Annotated in this window: 14 protein-coding genes and 1 pseudogene; 3 read left to right on the top strand and 12 right to left on the bottom strand. The window is 38.2% G+C overall.

Translation table 11 applies throughout. From position 1 onward, the window contains the following. Nucleotides 1-5 precede the first annotated feature (5 nt). From AAV97_RS09420 to AAV97_RS09435, 4 genes and pseudogenes are all read right to left on the bottom strand, one after another. Nucleotides 6-764: a LamB/YcsF family protein gene (locus tag AAV97_RS09420; RefSeq protein WP_046760413.1), complete on the bottom strand. Its 759-nt coding sequence runs from the start codon at nucleotides 762-764 to the stop codon at nucleotides 6-8. A 35-nt stretch (nucleotides 765-799) separates the two neighbouring features. Continuing rightward, nucleotides 800-2,051: pseudogene (locus AAV97_RS09425) on the bottom strand (NRAMP family divalent metal transporter). Between the two features lie 340 nt (nucleotides 2,052-2,391). Continuing rightward, entirely contained in the window at nucleotides 2,392-3,303 is a 912-nt protein-coding gene (gene mumR / locus AAV97_RS09430; RefSeq protein WP_004826621.1) for a LysR family transcriptional regulator MumR, read from the bottom strand. Nucleotides 3,304-3,429: 126 nt separating this feature from the next. Continuing rightward, complete coding sequence (locus tag AAV97_RS09435) at nucleotides 3,430-3,675, bottom strand: SlyX family protein (protein ID WP_004826619.1); 246 nt, start codon at nucleotides 3,673-3,675, stop codon at nucleotides 3,430-3,432. Between the two features lie 35 nt (nucleotides 3,676-3,710). Between AAV97_RS09435 and AAV97_RS09440 the strand changes: the two genes are divergently transcribed. Beyond that, a complete protein-coding gene (locus tag AAV97_RS09440) occupies nucleotides 3,711-5,618 on the top strand; it encodes an ATP-binding cassette domain-containing protein (RefSeq protein WP_009586161.1) in 1,908 nt (635 codons plus the stop codon). A gap of 134 nt (nucleotides 5,619-5,752) precedes the next feature. Here AAV97_RS09440 and AAV97_RS21200 read toward each other — a convergent pair whose 3' ends face one another. The 3 genes from AAV97_RS21200 to AAV97_RS09450 are packed head-to-tail and all read right to left on the bottom strand — an operon-like array spanning nucleotide 5,753 to nucleotide 7,500. Beyond that, nucleotides 5,753-5,926, bottom strand: a complete 174-nt coding sequence (locus tag AAV97_RS21200; RefSeq protein WP_171248679.1) for a hypothetical protein — start codon at nucleotides 5,924-5,926, stop codon at nucleotides 5,753-5,755. Nucleotides 5,927-5,944: 18 nt separating this feature from the next. Then, complete coding sequence (locus AAV97_RS09445; protein WP_042085068.1) at nucleotides 5,945-6,958, bottom strand: hypothetical protein; 1,014 nt, start codon at nucleotides 6,956-6,958, stop codon at nucleotides 5,945-5,947. Nucleotides 6,959-6,969: 11 nt separating this feature from the next. Then, nucleotides 6,970-7,500, bottom strand: coding sequence for a PAAR domain-containing protein (locus AAV97_RS09450; RefSeq protein ID WP_042085071.1), 531 nt, complete (start codon nucleotides 7,498-7,500; stop codon nucleotides 6,970-6,972). A gap of 391 nt (nucleotides 7,501-7,891) precedes the next feature. Between AAV97_RS09450 and AAV97_RS09455 the strand changes: the two genes are divergently transcribed. After that, entirely contained in the window at nucleotides 7,892-8,107 is a 216-nt protein-coding gene (locus AAV97_RS09455) for a hypothetical protein (protein ID WP_010590781.1), read from the top strand. Between the two features lie 124 nt (nucleotides 8,108-8,231). Here the strand turns inward: AAV97_RS09455 and AAV97_RS09460 are convergent, their stop codons facing one another. Both AAV97_RS09460 and AAV97_RS09465 read right to left on the bottom strand, forming a co-directional pair. After that, nucleotides 8,232-9,209 carry an acyltransferase family protein gene (locus AAV97_RS09460; RefSeq protein WP_042085074.1) on the bottom strand — a complete coding sequence of 326 codons (978 nt, stop codon included), beginning with the start codon at nucleotides 9,207-9,209 and terminating at the stop codon, nucleotides 8,232-8,234. 33 nt (nucleotides 9,210-9,242) lie between these two features. Beyond that, nucleotides 9,243-9,794, bottom strand: coding sequence for an O-acetyl-ADP-ribose deacetylase (locus AAV97_RS09465; protein ID WP_046760415.1), 552 nt, complete (start codon nucleotides 9,792-9,794; stop codon nucleotides 9,243-9,245). Nucleotides 9,795-9,909: 115 nt separating this feature from the next. Between AAV97_RS09465 and AAV97_RS09470 the strand changes: the two genes are divergently transcribed. Next, a complete protein-coding gene (locus tag AAV97_RS09470) occupies nucleotides 9,910-10,845 on the top strand; it encodes a lauroyl acyltransferase (RefSeq protein ID WP_046760416.1) in 936 nt (311 codons plus the stop codon). Between the two features lie 97 nt (nucleotides 10,846-10,942). Here the strand turns inward: AAV97_RS09470 and AAV97_RS09475 are convergent, their stop codons facing one another. The 3 genes from AAV97_RS09475 to AAV97_RS09485 form a co-directional block, all read right to left on the bottom strand. Beyond that, a complete protein-coding gene (locus AAV97_RS09475) occupies nucleotides 10,943-11,392 on the bottom strand; it encodes a membrane lipoprotein lipid attachment site-containing protein (RefSeq protein ID WP_228136531.1) in 450 nt (149 codons plus the stop codon). Between the two features lie 77 nt (nucleotides 11,393-11,469). Continuing rightward, nucleotides 11,470-11,787 carry a hypothetical protein gene (locus tag AAV97_RS09480; RefSeq protein WP_046760417.1) on the bottom strand — a complete coding sequence of 106 codons (318 nt, stop codon included), beginning with the start codon at nucleotides 11,785-11,787 and terminating at the stop codon, nucleotides 11,470-11,472. Nucleotides 11,788-12,100: 313 nt separating this feature from the next. After that, nucleotides 12,101-13,240: an endonuclease/exonuclease/phosphatase family protein gene (locus AAV97_RS09485; RefSeq protein ID WP_046760418.1), complete on the bottom strand. Its 1,140-nt coding sequence runs from the start codon at nucleotides 13,238-13,240 to the stop codon at nucleotides 12,101-12,103. Nucleotides 13,241-13,320: the final 80 nt, after the last annotated feature.

Below are 13,320 nucleotides of genomic sequence, written 5' to 3' on the forward strand. Positions count from 1 at the left end.
TTCCTTTATCCACAAAATGAACGAACCTGAATATCATTTTTTAACAGTTCAGCTTTAATCGCAGCAGACATTTCTAAAGCACCAGCCGTATCACCATGCAAACAAATCGTATCGGCTTGGATCGGGGTAAATACCCCATCAATGGATTCAACTCCACCGTTTTTCAGCATAGACACCACGCGTTGAGCGACAAAATCAGCATCATGCAGCACTGCACCTTGCAAACGGCGTGAAACCAATGAACCATCTCGGTTATAAGCACGATCTGCAAAAGCTTCAGAAACCACTGTTAGCCCCGCTTGACGCGCCTGATCGACCAGATTAGACCCCGCTAAAGCGACCAATACCAACTTGGGGTTATACATTTTTATCGCTGCAATGACGGCTTCAGCCTGAACTGCATCTTTGGCAATCGTGTTATAAAGTGCACCATGTGGTTTAACATAGCTCACTGCCGAACCAGCCACTTTGGCAAGTCCATCCAATGCAGAAATTTGGTAGAGCACATCAGCAATCAGCTCATCCTGAGACAAATCCATATTGCGACGACCAAAACCAACTAAATCAGGATAAGCAACATGCGCACCGATACACACATTTAATCGCACAGCCTGCTTTAATGTTTGTAATATCCCTAATGGATCACCTGCATGAAAACCACAAGCAATATTGGCACTACTGACCACAGGCAAAATTTGCTCATCATTGCCCATTTTCCATGAACCGAAACTTTCACCCAAGTCACTATTTAAATCGACAAACATCAGCGTACTTCCTTTTTAATTGAGTGTTAGATTGATTACAGTTTAGTGAGATAATTAAATACTGTTGTGAATGACATATATCCCATCCACCATGTCAGTAAGCAGGTCAGCACACCTAAAATCAATAACCATTTTGGATAGTTATAATTGCCCATGAGGTCTTTACGACATGCAGCGACATAGACAAAAATTGTCAAACCAATCGGTAAAACCAGCCCATTAAAACCACCGACAAAGATCAATAATCCAGCTGGTGTTGCACCTAAAACTACATACAACAGTAATGCCAAAGAAATAAAGCTGATGGTGATATAGTTGGTTTGTTTAGCATTTAGATTCTTTTTAAAAGCTGAAATAAATGAAACTGATGTATAAGCTGCACCGATGGTACTACTGATCCCTGCTGCCCAAAAAATCAAGCCAAACAGTTTAAACCCAAAAGTACCTGCGGCATATTGAAATGCTTGTGCTGCAGGATTGGCATCATGGCTGGCTAGATCAATTGTTGCACCACTGACCACCACACCTAAAAACGCCAAGAACAAAACATAGCGCATGATCCCAACAACTACGATCCCTTTGGTTGCCGCCTTTGCAACTTCATCAATATTTTCTGGTCCAACAGCACCCTTATCGAGTAAACGGTGTGCACCGGCATAGCAGATATAGCCTCCGACGGTTCCACCGACAATCGTGGTGATAATCGCAAAATCAATTTGGTCAGGCGCAAAAGTTTGTTGAACAGCTTGTCCCACGGGTGGCATGACAATAAAGGCGACAATGACAATTAGAATAATTTTGAGCAAACCCAAAACAATCATACTTTTGTCCATCACCAGTGTGGCTTTTCTGGAAGCAAAAATAAGAATAGCCAATGCACCACTGAGTACACCACCAACTTTGGTATCTAAACCAAATAAGGCATTTAAGCCAAGTGCTGCACCTGCAATGTTTCCGATACTAAAGAAGAATCCGCCAAGAATGACCAAAAATGCAAGTAAATAACCGCTGCCAGGTAAAGCCTTGTTGGCAATATCAGAGGCTCGCATCTGAGTCAGGGTCACCACACGCCAAATATTTTGTTGAACCACATAATCAATCAGAATAGAAATCAAGATCGCAAAGCCAAATGCTGCACCTAATTTCACTGTAAATACAGCAGTTTGTGTAAGGAACCCCGGACCCATTGCAGAAGTTGCCATCATAAATATCGATGCAACAATTGCCCATTGACGGTCAGATAATATAGTAGATTTCAATAAAGACATGTATGCGTTCCTCATCCATTTGAGCTTAATCAACGCTATTTCAAGTTAAACAAAGAACATCAATTTTTCTGAAAATATGAAATTCTTTTATCCTTTAAATCTTGAAGATTTTTTTTGGTAGTGCCCTACCAAATCTATATTTGAAATAAAAGCATAGGAAATGAGCCAGAACAATCAGCCAAAAAGATTAGCAATAAAATTTTAAAATATTGAATTTAATATGTTTTATTTTAAAAATATCATTTTCATAATGATTCATTATAGATACCGATAAGTTCTAATTATCAATAATGTGACAATTTTGGAACTTTAAAAGATCAAATTATGAATCAAAAATAAAGTACAACAGTAATAATTACTTAATTTTTAATTTTATCATTCAACTTTTTCATTGCTTTATCGGAGATCAACACCGCCAAATCCGTTAGTTTTTCCTTTAGAGCAGTATTATTTCCCTGAGTATAAATTGCAGTGAAATGAAAAGTCTTGAGCTGAATCGGGGTATCCAATATCTCTAAGCGACCATCTAAAATTTCCTTGAGTGCAGTCAATTTAGGGACAACAGCTATCCCTAAACCTTGTTCAGCTAAACGTAATAAGGTTGCCAATGAATAACTGGTAATTGAAAGTGGCTCATCTATTGCCTGTTCTTTCATTCGAGCTTTGAGTTCTTTATAAGGATAAGTAATTCTTGGATAAGTCAAAATAGTATGCGACATCAATGTACGAAATGACATTTGTCCGATGCCTCCTTTAAAGGAAGGGGATGCTAAAAAACTTAATTCAAAATCACACAGTGAACGTTCAATACATTCAAAGGGTAAAGTCGGTCCAAGCAAAAAAGCCATATCCAAATCGCCTACGCGTACACCTTCTTGCAGATCAGGAGTCAAACTCACCACGATTTCGATAGAAACTTTAGGAAACTCTTTTTGGACTTGCTCCATATATTCCACTAACCATGTGTGTACGATGGTTTCAGAGACACCTAAACGAATTGTACCCGTTAAATATTGGCTTTCAGTAAGCTCGGCAACCAGATCTGTTTCAAGCCGCATAAATTTTTCAGCATACTTGAATAATGTGGTTCCCTTATGGGTGGCTTTGATTTGACGAGAACTACGATCCAGTACTTTAAAGCCAAGGTCATTTTCAATCGCAGTAATTTTTTGTGAAATTGCGGGTTGTGTAGTTTGAAGTTTGGTCGCTGCTTTATTAAAACTTTTTAAAGTCACCACCCAATAAAATGCTTCAAGGTTTTTTAAGTTCATGATCCATCTTGACCTTATGTATGAATGATGACGGTATGCAAATCCTTTGCCAGCGTAACGGATAATTGTGTAAATGCATAAGCAGTTTAAATCATGCCAGCAACACTCAAATTACATTTTATCTCCTCAGTAATGCGGTGGACGATTGGTCATTGGATCAAAAGCAGCAATACCTTCTGACAAATCAGCGGACTCTACACGTTGATAAAGTAATTGCATTTGTTTTTTTAAATCAGCAATTTCCAAGCTCTGTTGCACAACTTGATCATTTAATTGTTCGACTAAATCATCTAAAAATGCAATTCGGACTTGCAAATCTTCGATAGGTGCGGAAAATGACGCCTGATCATCAAGATTTTTATGTTTAGTCATTTTTAGTCCTCACTGTGGGATGTTTAGGAAACCGTATGGCCTATATTACTATAAGGGATGTCCAACTTGCGTTTGGTGGACCTGCCCTGCTCGATGGCGCAAACTTCAATTTAGAACGTGGCGAACGAGTCTGTTTGATTGGCCGTAACGGTGAAGGTAAGTCTACTTTACTCAAACTGATTGAGGGAAGTTTATTACCCGATCAAGGTGAAATTGCCTTACAAAACGGAATCACCATTTCTATGCTTGCTCAGGATGTCCCTATGGACTCTGGCAAGGTTGCGGATATTGTCGCTGAGGGTGCAGGTGAAGCTGCTCAAGTCCTCAAAGAATACCATGAAGCGAGTGATGCTTGTGTATTAGGTGATATGGATGCTTGTGACCGCATGGGCAACTTGCAACATAAGCTTGACCTACTTGATGGTTGGGCTTTAGAAACCAAAGTTAATGCTATTCTCAGTAAAATGGGCTTAGATCCAGAAGCTGATTTGGCAGATTTATCTGGTGGTCGTAAACGCCGTGTTTTGTTGGCACGTGCTTTACTTACCCAACCTGATGTTTTATTACTTGATGAACCGACCAACCATCTAGACGTTGAAAGTATCGAATGGTTAGAAAAATTCTTACTCGACCAAAATAATCTCACGCTGTTATTTATTTCGCATGACCGTGCTTTTGTCGACAGTATTGCGACCCGTATCGTTGAATTAGATCGTGGTATTTTACGTAGTTATGAAGGCAACTACTCAAGATATCTCGACTTAAAAGCCCAACAAATGGAAGCAGAAGAAAAACAAAATGCTTTATTTGATAAAAAACTGGCTGAGGAAGAAGCTTGGATTCGTCAAGGCATTAAAGCACGACGTACCCGTAATGAAGGTCGTGTTCGTGCATTAAAAGATTTACGTGAACAGTCTAAAGCTCGTCGTTCGCAGCAAGGCAAAGTCAGTATGGCAACGCAAGAAGCCAATCGTTCAGGTAAGTTAGTCTTCGATATTGAACATTTACGTGTTGAATATGATGGCTACCCAATCATCAAAGATTTTTCTGCATTGGTTCTGCGTGGTGATCGAATCGGTTTGGTGGGTGATAACGGTGTCGGTAAAACGACATTGGTAAAAGCTATACTGGGTGAACTTGAACATGGTGGTTCGGTTAAAACAGGTACACAACTTGAAGTGGCTTATTTTGATCAACTGCGTAATGCGCTAGACCTTGAAAAATCAGTCATGGCAAATGTGTCGGAAGGCTCAGACTTTGTGGATGTTAACGGTGGTCGCCGTCATATCTACAGCTATTTACAAGATTTCTTATTCTCTCCTGAGCGTGCACGCACACCCGTTAAAGCACTTTCGGGTGGCGAACGAAATCGTATTCTTCTGGCAAAACTATTGCTCAAACCATCCAATCTGATCGTCATGGATGAACCAACCAATGACTTGGATATGGTGACTTTAGAGCTTCTTGAAGAAATGCTCAGTGAATATAAAGGGACCTTGTTGTTGATCTCGCATGACCGTGCCTTTATGGACAATGTGGTGACATCGACTTGGGTATTTGATGGTAAAGGCAATATTGATGAATATATTGGTGGTTATCAAGATTACCTTGAGCAACGTCCTGATCAAAAAGTTGTAGACCAAAAGAGTGATGTAAAAAAAGCCATCGCCAAAGCTGAAGCAGCCTCAGTAGCCGTTGAAGCACCAGTCAAGAAAGTAAAGCTGAGTTATAAAGACCAACGTGCTTTAGAACAATTGCCTGCCGAAATTGAGGCATTGGAAAAAGAACAGTCTGAACTCTCAGAAAAACTCGCAGACGGTTCATGGTTTGTCACAGATGCCGATGCAGCAACACAAGCTTCTCAACGCTTGGCTGAAATCGATGATCTTCTGTTGGAAAAAATGGAGCGTTGGGATCAATTAGAAGAGATGACCAAAGGTTAATTTTTTATTGTTTCTTCCAAAAAACTCCGTAAATCTGCGGAGTTTTTTTATTGTAGCAATACTCTAAAAAATCAGCACAGTTTTCACTCTAGGTATTCCCATCAGGATAAATCGCTAGCATTCCTTGATAAGTATTAAGCGTATAGATCATCTAAAGCTTGGCGCTTTTCAGGACTATGTCCTGCAAAATATAAAAAATGTGCCTGAAATTCAGCACCCGTAATAAATAAGGAGGGTTGATCTTTTTTATGTTCTAGCCACTGAAAATCTTTTAAATAAGGCTCTAAATCTGCATAGCTGTTGATCATACTGTTGTTTCCTATTTTTTATGAATGTGCCAAAGTGGCAAAGCCTGTAATCAGTAAACCACCACCCACTGCCTCACTTGCACCGATTGCCCCTGCTGTAGCCACTGCCCCACCTGCTGCGCCTGCCAAAACCACTGTTCCACAAATAAAAGCCCCTGCGACCCCAACACTGGCGGTAATTGGAATCATCATGCTTTGATACTCTTGAAGGGGTACAAGTTTGCGATAAAACTGTACTTGTGGTGAGGGGGGCACAATCAATTTACCTAAAGCACCCAGCATACTTGGAATGCCTTTTTTAGGAGTTAAAGCAATAGTTGCTGGGCGAAATGTAGCATTTTTATACGGAGTTAGATTTTTAATCGGCGGATAAACTGGAATTTTTGTTCCGCCACTGGGTGGTTTTCGGGTATCACAATGACAATCTTTATCGGAGACTTCTCGTACTTTTTTGGGAGCAATATCTTCGTAAGCTTCATATTGACCTAGCGCCCAATCATCCTTACCAAACTTAATTTCAACCAAACGCTCAATATTATCATCAAAGGGATAGAAACGCTTCCAATCAATCATCCCTGACATGCGCATTTCAATAATTTCTGCGGCTTTAATGGTTAAAATAGTCAGGTCAGGAATACGAAAATCACCTTTGGCAAGGTTTTCAATTTGGTTTTGCGCTGCACCGAGTGGAAATGTAGAAGGACGATGCATCCGTTCAGGGTTATCACTCATTAATGGTTTTGGAGGATCGCGTGTCATATCGTAACCTACTTCCGCAAGATATGCCCATACCCCAAAGTTTAAATCAGCTTCGGCACGAATCGCTGTTGTAACAGTTTGTTGGTAAAGCTTTTGTCCAATTGCTCCAATTTTAGGGGCTTTACTGGCTGCGCAAATATGTGCACATAAATAAGTTTTATTCATACCCGTTTCTAATTTAATGTCCGTACCTTTGGTACTGGGTTTTGTCGTTGATGGTTTGGTTTTATTGGGACTGGTAGAACCTGAACCACCTGTATGACGTCCAGCCATTTTTCTTATCCTTATTCTTTATCTGTGGTGTGGTATTTGTCGAAATCAGTATTTTCATCATCGTCAAGCGTTTCAAAATTGACTGGCAATTCTTCATGAGTCCACAAATGTTCTGTTTGCCCTTGTGCGTTGGTATAGCCTTCAATGAAAGAACCATCTTCTGACGTTAAACGATATTTTTGATTGACGACTGGGTGATTATCATGGTCATACAAGGTGAAAAATTCATAATACTTTTGAGGTTTAGAAATCAATTGTTCTGGAATGCTTGTATCGCTACGTCCATCACTCCATCCCATTAAGTTCTGACTGGCTTTAACCGTATGCCCGCAACTCAGTACACAACCATCATAAGCAATCTGTCTATCTTGATCGAGATGTCCTATCCAGCCTTGTTGAATGGTTTGAGGACGATTACAGCAAATTGCTTTCATTCCCACTGAAGCGACAGGTCGCCCTAAAATGATATTACTCACATTACCTTCAACCACGACCCCACCACCCGAAGTGCGATCACCAATACAGATATAATAATTAACCATTATATTTTGTTCTCTCTTTAGATATTCTAATAATAAAAAAACATCAAATAAAAAAATTATTTTATTAACAATGACATAAAATAAACATTACTATCAAGAGCAATAGTTAAGTTAAGAATAGCATTAAAAAACAGACTTTTCATTGTTAATTTGAAAGTTCAAAAGGCAACAAATCTTATTTAAAGAATAAATGAAGGCAATACTTTAAGCATTAAAATTAAATAAATCTTAAAAAATTAAAACACTTACCATTCCCCTATCATCTCACTCTACATCATTGCATTTATACTGATTTTCGCTACAAGCACTTCATGATGTTTCCATATAAATGCCTGAATATACAACTATCGAATCTAATTCAGATCTCGAATTATTTAGTGAGAATATGATCATGAAAAAAGTTACATCATTACTTATTGCAGCATTTACAACAGCAGTTTTTGCAGGTTCTGCAATGGCAGCAACACCAGCACAACATTCATCTCAACCAGTGAAAACACATCAGGTTCAAAAACAGCATAAAGCTGGACATGCCAAAAAACATCATGCAGCTGCTCATAAATCAGCAACAGCAAAAAAAGTAGAGGATAAAGCTGCAACTAAATAATCGAGTTAATTTAAACACTTTATAAATCAATGATCCTCATGCTTAAAAGCTACATCAATGATGTAGCTTTTAAATTTTTATCGCTAGAAATAATATAGATAGAGATCATTTTAAAACTTTTGCTTTACTTAAACCCCAATTTTTCAGCGGGCTTGATCAGCCACAATGATAATCTTCTTAATCCTCTATCAAATATAGACTGTTGTAAAATCCAGCAGGTCAAAACAGATAAAATGATACAAATACTCACTTCAATAAAAAGATCGAAATCCAATTGCCAATAACGTGCAACCAACATCACCACAAATCCATGTAATAGATAAACAGCCAGTGTATTTTGCCCCAAGTGTACAAAGTGCTGATTTAAACTTTTAATCCATACAAAAGTCGCATAAATCCCCAATGATGAAATGAGCAGACATGCTAGTCTCATTCCGATTCCTACAGGTATGCTGACTTTAAGTTGCGAATAACTCAAACTGCCATATAACCAAAATGGATTCAGTTGCGTGAAATAGACCAAAATAGCGATCAGCCCTAGAAGAGATAGGCTCAAAACTTTGCTAAAGTGACTTTGCTGAATTTTGACTAAAATCTCTTTTCCATATAGTGCACCAGCAACGAAAAATGGTAAAAAATTAAAAATTCGTCCAATTGAATATTGATAATTGTTCCAAGGGCTTAAACCAATACATAAAGCAAAAATCAATGCAATCAATAGGGGAAATTTTGTTTTTATCAAAAAATGGGTAATCATTGTCCATGCAATCATGCCCAACAGATACCATAGAATCCAGTAAGGTCGTTCAAATAAATTCCAATTGATTTGGAACTGCCCAGACCAGATGGCATCAAAGGCAGGAAATAAAATTTGAAAAGGTAGATACAGCGAAATAAAAAATAAAATATTCTTCCGCCATTTTTTTTCGTTAAATAACATGCCTGAAATAAAAATAAATGCAGGCATGTGTATAAAATAAATAGTCCCCAACAAGGCATGGTTAAATGAGTCATCCCATCCAATCATTCGTTCGAGGAAGTGTCCGAGAACCACAAGAAATATAAGGGTTGCCTTACAACTGTCTAAGTAAGTATCTCTCATGATCAAATGGTCGAGAATAATGATTGATCATCATTATATACCTAAAATCTGTAATTGATTTTGCTCAATCTCAGCAAGAAGCTGTCGATAAATTTTAAAATTTTCTAAATCAAAACAGACAAAATTGACTTCTTGTAAATGTGTTGTTTGCTCCAAAAAATCTGTCGTGGCTTTGATCGCAATCGATGCTGCATCATTTTTTGGAAAACGATAGATTCCTGTAGAAATATTGGGAAGTGCCAGTGTATTCAATTGCTGTTGTTCCGCCAGTTTCAGACTATTGGTATAAGCGGATTCAAGCAGTAGAGCTTCTCCTTGTTGCCCATCTTGCCAAGTCGGTCCCACAGTATGAATAACAAAGCGACTGGGTAATTGTCCAGCTGTTGTGATTACGGCTTCACCTACTGCACATCCCCCTTGTTTGGCACGAATTTTTTGACAATCAGTTAATATTGAATCCCCACCTTTCCGATGAATTGCTCCATCTACACCACCACCGCCAAGTAAAGAGGTATTTGCAGCATTTACAATCGCATCAACCTTTTGCAGTGTAATATCACCTTGAACTAATCGAATAATTTTCATTTTACTTCCTTGCTCATCATTGTTGATGATGATTCACATCTCGAGTTTTCTTCTTTAAACGGCTTCATGCTACACTTCTTTCAGTTTTAACCACCCCCAAATTTACAAAATTGCTATGAGTAAAAAGCTTCAATACGAACCTGGAAAATTTTATTGGGCATTTTTACATCCAAAATATTGGGGAATATGGATTGCAATTGTGTTCTTGATGTTACTAGCGATCTTACCTTGGGCAATTCAACACCGACTCGCGACGGTATTAGGAAATATTGCCTTTGATCGACTTAAATCACGCCGTGAAACAACTGTACGCAATTTGGAAGTCTGCTTTCCAGAATGGTCATCGGAGCAAGTACTTGAAAATTCAAGACAAGTCTTTGTTGACCAAATGATAGGTGTATTTGAAACTCTGAATGCATGGTATTCCCCACAGTGGTTTAAAAATCGTGTCAGTATTGAAGGCTTAGAACATATTACAACTGCAAAACAACAAGGTCAGGGCATATTACTTTTAGGTACACACAGTACAATGCTCGATGCAGGTGGTTATTTATGTGCCCAATTCTTTGAACCCGATGTGGTGTATCGTCCGCAAAATAATCCTTTGTTAGACATGCTGATTTATCGTTGCCGTGCAACCATTTATAAGGCACAGATTGATCATGACGATATGCGAGGATTGATTCGCCACCTCAAGGAAGGCGATGCGATTTGGTACAGCCCTGATCAAGATTTTGGACTGAAACAAGGCGTGATGGCGCCATTTTTTGGTACACCTGCGGCAACAGTAACCGCACATCGACGCTTATTAAAAATATCAAAAGCTGTGGCGATTCCTTTGTATTTTTATCGTCATGGAGATATTAAAAATCCAAAATATCATGTCTTGATTGAACCTGCCGTCGAGCCCTTACCGAGTGATGATGAATTGGATGATGCTATTCGTGTCAATAAAATCATCGAGAATCAACTTCGGATCGCACCCACACAATATATGTGGTTCCATCGTCGTTTTAAAACCCGTCCAGAAGGTTATGAAAAAATTTATTAAGTTCTTACTTTTATTTGGCTCGAATTTTAAAATCAAAAAAGCAAAGTTAAATATCCTGTAATATCGTTTCAAACATGGGCTAACAAATATAGCCGATTCAATCATCATCAAATTTCACAAATTGATATGTATTGATATGGCTATATTGGTCTCTCATTTTGAGCTGTTGCTTATCCAGTGAAATGATTTCTAAATCTTCATTTTTTGACTTGCCTGAACCATCATCCCATAGAATCCTCATTTGTATGCCATCTTGAGTTGAGTTTAATGCTTCGATAAATCCTGTTTGATCTTGAGTGATGAGCAAATAATAAGACGAAGCTTGAGAAAAACTGATTTCGGTTAAATCTTTGCGTGAACAAGGTTGCTGGCAATGATAAATACGGCGATTGAGACGTTCCCAAATCTCGCTGGATTGTAAATCATTTAAATTCTGTTTGTTCTCTTGCCGTCGTTCAACCTCTTGAGACTTTTGAACCTCAACACTCGACTTTTCACAGCCTGTTAAAATTAAATTTAAGCAAAATAGTAGAATTATTTTTTTCATTTGATTGTGGATCATCATTCAAGTCAGCGTATTTAAAAAATTGAAAATCAATACATATAATTTTTAGGTTGAAGTCATCAACCTTTCCATATTCTAAAGCGAGCCATTGCCCAAATCACATAAGGCCAAAAAATCATATTAACGATGCTATGAATACTGCTCCAAATTCGCCAATATCCCTTACCAAAAATATCTGCTCGCGCATTAAAAATCTCAATACTAAAAGCCAAGACAACCGTGAGAATCATAGCAATATTGGATTTCAGTTGGCGTTTATGAATTGCAGCGACAATAAAGTAGAAGATTAAACCTGCATAGATAAACAAAGCATCACTACTTAAACCTGTAAAATGTTTAAGGCTCAGTGCAAATTCTTGGATTTTTGATAGCAACATAAGGACTCAATTTTTATTTTCGATCTTGTCTATCACAAATTATATACTATAAATAAAGCATAACCCGAGTTCTGCGTCCTGCAAAACTCGGGTTTATGAGGTTGTGCTTTCAAATCTTATTGTTATTTTACTGTGGTTATCCATTCCAACATCAAATCCTTGATGATTGCTCCATCGACTTCGTCTTCCTTAGTGAGATTTTCCGTTCTCGTTCCATGTGTCGATGAGTAAAGATTAAAACGAATCGTGTTCAGATACTACCCGCTTAGAGACTAAATCCACGTAAGAAATTGCTTACAAAAAATCGCCTTTTTCAAGATTTCTTGTTAGACAATGACATGTCCATTTTATAGTCTTGAGCCAATTCATCGGTCACGATCTTCTCTTCTTTTTCTGCTTTTTCAATACCTTCCTGAATAGCTTCTTGAGCTTCTTGCTCATCAGAGTCAGTTTGTTCCAACTCCTCTTGACTTTGTTCAAAAATACGACTTGATTGTAACACCACATAGATTGGAAAATGATCTGAACCAATATGAGGCAACCGCTCCATATGAACTAAAGCAAAATCTGTACTGTGAAATAAGTGATCCAATGACCACCTTAAAAACTTATAGTCGGCATGAAAAGTGTTGATATATCTACGCCCCACACGAGGATCAAGCAACCCACTGATGCGTTGAAACAATCGTGTTGTTCGAGACCAAGCCACATCATTTAAATCCCCCATCACGATACAGCTTTCATCTAAATCCTTGATTTGATCACCCACAATCAATAATTCCGCATCTCGTAAAGTTGAATCTTTGGCTTCTGTCGGGCTGGGTGGTTTTGGATGCAGGCAATACAATTGTACAGTCTGTCCAGAAGGCAAAATCACTGTGGTATGGATTGAAGGAATTTCATTGCTGAGAATAAATTTAACCTCGCTGTCGACCAGCTTTAACTTGCTATAGAGATGCATGCCATACAAATTATCTAAAGGAACAGGCACACGATAAGGATAGTCTTTTTCGATCTTCGCCAACTCATTTTGCCATGTTTGATCCGTCTCAAGTGTAAGCACGAGATCAGGCTGATGTTTTTCGATTTGCTCAATCAGTAAATCATATTGCTGATTTGGCGTTAGTACGTTCGATACAATGACTGAAATCTGTTGATCTGGATTCAATTGATCATGTTGCACATGTTGAACTTGCTTTTTCCAGATAAAGGTATAGGGCAAAACCATTTTTAACTGAAAAGCCAAAGCAGCAATCAATAAAAATAAAATAATCTCACGCGCCAAGTCCCAAGGTGCATCCCAAAATAGCAATAACACCAAAGCAGTCAAACCCACATATAAAATCTGTAGTCGTGGAAAATCTGCCCCCCTAAACCACCATTCATCTCGTGGAATCAGTGACCAGAAGCTGAGCCAAATCACGATCACAGCAAGGATTTCTATCCAAATCATATTTTGTCACTCTTATATTCTTAATTTTTGAATGATTCATAAATTAATATCAATTTTGCATGTATCATAAACAAGATATA

The sequence above is a fragment of the Acinetobacter sp. Ag2 genome (genome assembly GCF_001005515.1).
Lineage (GTDB): Bacteria > Pseudomonadota > Gammaproteobacteria > Pseudomonadales > Moraxellaceae > Acinetobacter > Acinetobacter bereziniae.

Coding starts and splice junctions, on each gene's coding strand:
- AAV97_RS09420 (WP_046760413.1), bottom strand. CDS start 764: ATGTTTGTCGATTTAAATAGTGACTTGGGTGAAAGTTTCGGTTCATGG.
- mumR (WP_004826621.1), bottom strand. CDS start 3,303: ATGAACTTAAAAAACCTTGAAGCATTTTATTGGGTGGTGACTTTAAAA.
- AAV97_RS09435 (WP_004826619.1), bottom strand. CDS start 3,675: ATGACTAAACATAAAAATCTTGATGATCAGGCGTCATTTTCCGCACCT.
- AAV97_RS09440 (WP_009586161.1), top strand. CDS start 3,711: ATGGCCTATATTACTATAAGGGATGTCCAACTTGCGTTTGGTGGACCT.
- AAV97_RS21200 (WP_171248679.1), bottom strand. CDS start 5,926: ATGATCAACAGCTATGCAGATTTAGAGCCTTATTTAAAAGATTTTCAG.
- AAV97_RS09445 (WP_042085068.1), bottom strand. CDS start 6,958: ATGGCTGGACGTCATACAGGTGGTTCAGGTTCTACCAGTCCCAATAAA.
- AAV97_RS09450 (WP_042085071.1), bottom strand. CDS start 7,500: ATGGTTAATTATTATATCTGTATTGGTGATCGCACTTCGGGTGGTGGG.
- AAV97_RS09455 (WP_010590781.1), top strand. CDS start 7,892: ATGAAAAAAGTTACATCATTACTTATTGCAGCATTTACAACAGCAGTT.
- AAV97_RS09460 (WP_042085074.1), bottom strand. CDS start 9,209: ATGAGAGATACTTACTTAGACAGTTGTAAGGCAACCCTTATATTTCTT.
- AAV97_RS09465 (WP_046760415.1), bottom strand. CDS start 9,794: ATGAAAATTATTCGATTAGTTCAAGGTGATATTACACTGCAAAAGGTT.
- AAV97_RS09470 (WP_046760416.1), top strand. CDS start 9,910: ATGAGTAAAAAGCTTCAATACGAACCTGGAAAATTTTATTGGGCATTT.
- AAV97_RS09475 (WP_228136531.1), bottom strand. CDS start 11,392: ATGAAAAAAATAATTCTACTATTTTGCTTAAATTTAATTTTAACAGGC.
- AAV97_RS09480 (WP_046760417.1), bottom strand. CDS start 11,787: ATGTTGCTATCAAAAATCCAAGAATTTGCACTGAGCCTTAAACATTTT.
- AAV97_RS09485 (WP_046760418.1), bottom strand. CDS start 13,240: ATGATTTGGATAGAAATCCTTGCTGTGATCGTGATTTGGCTCAGCTTC.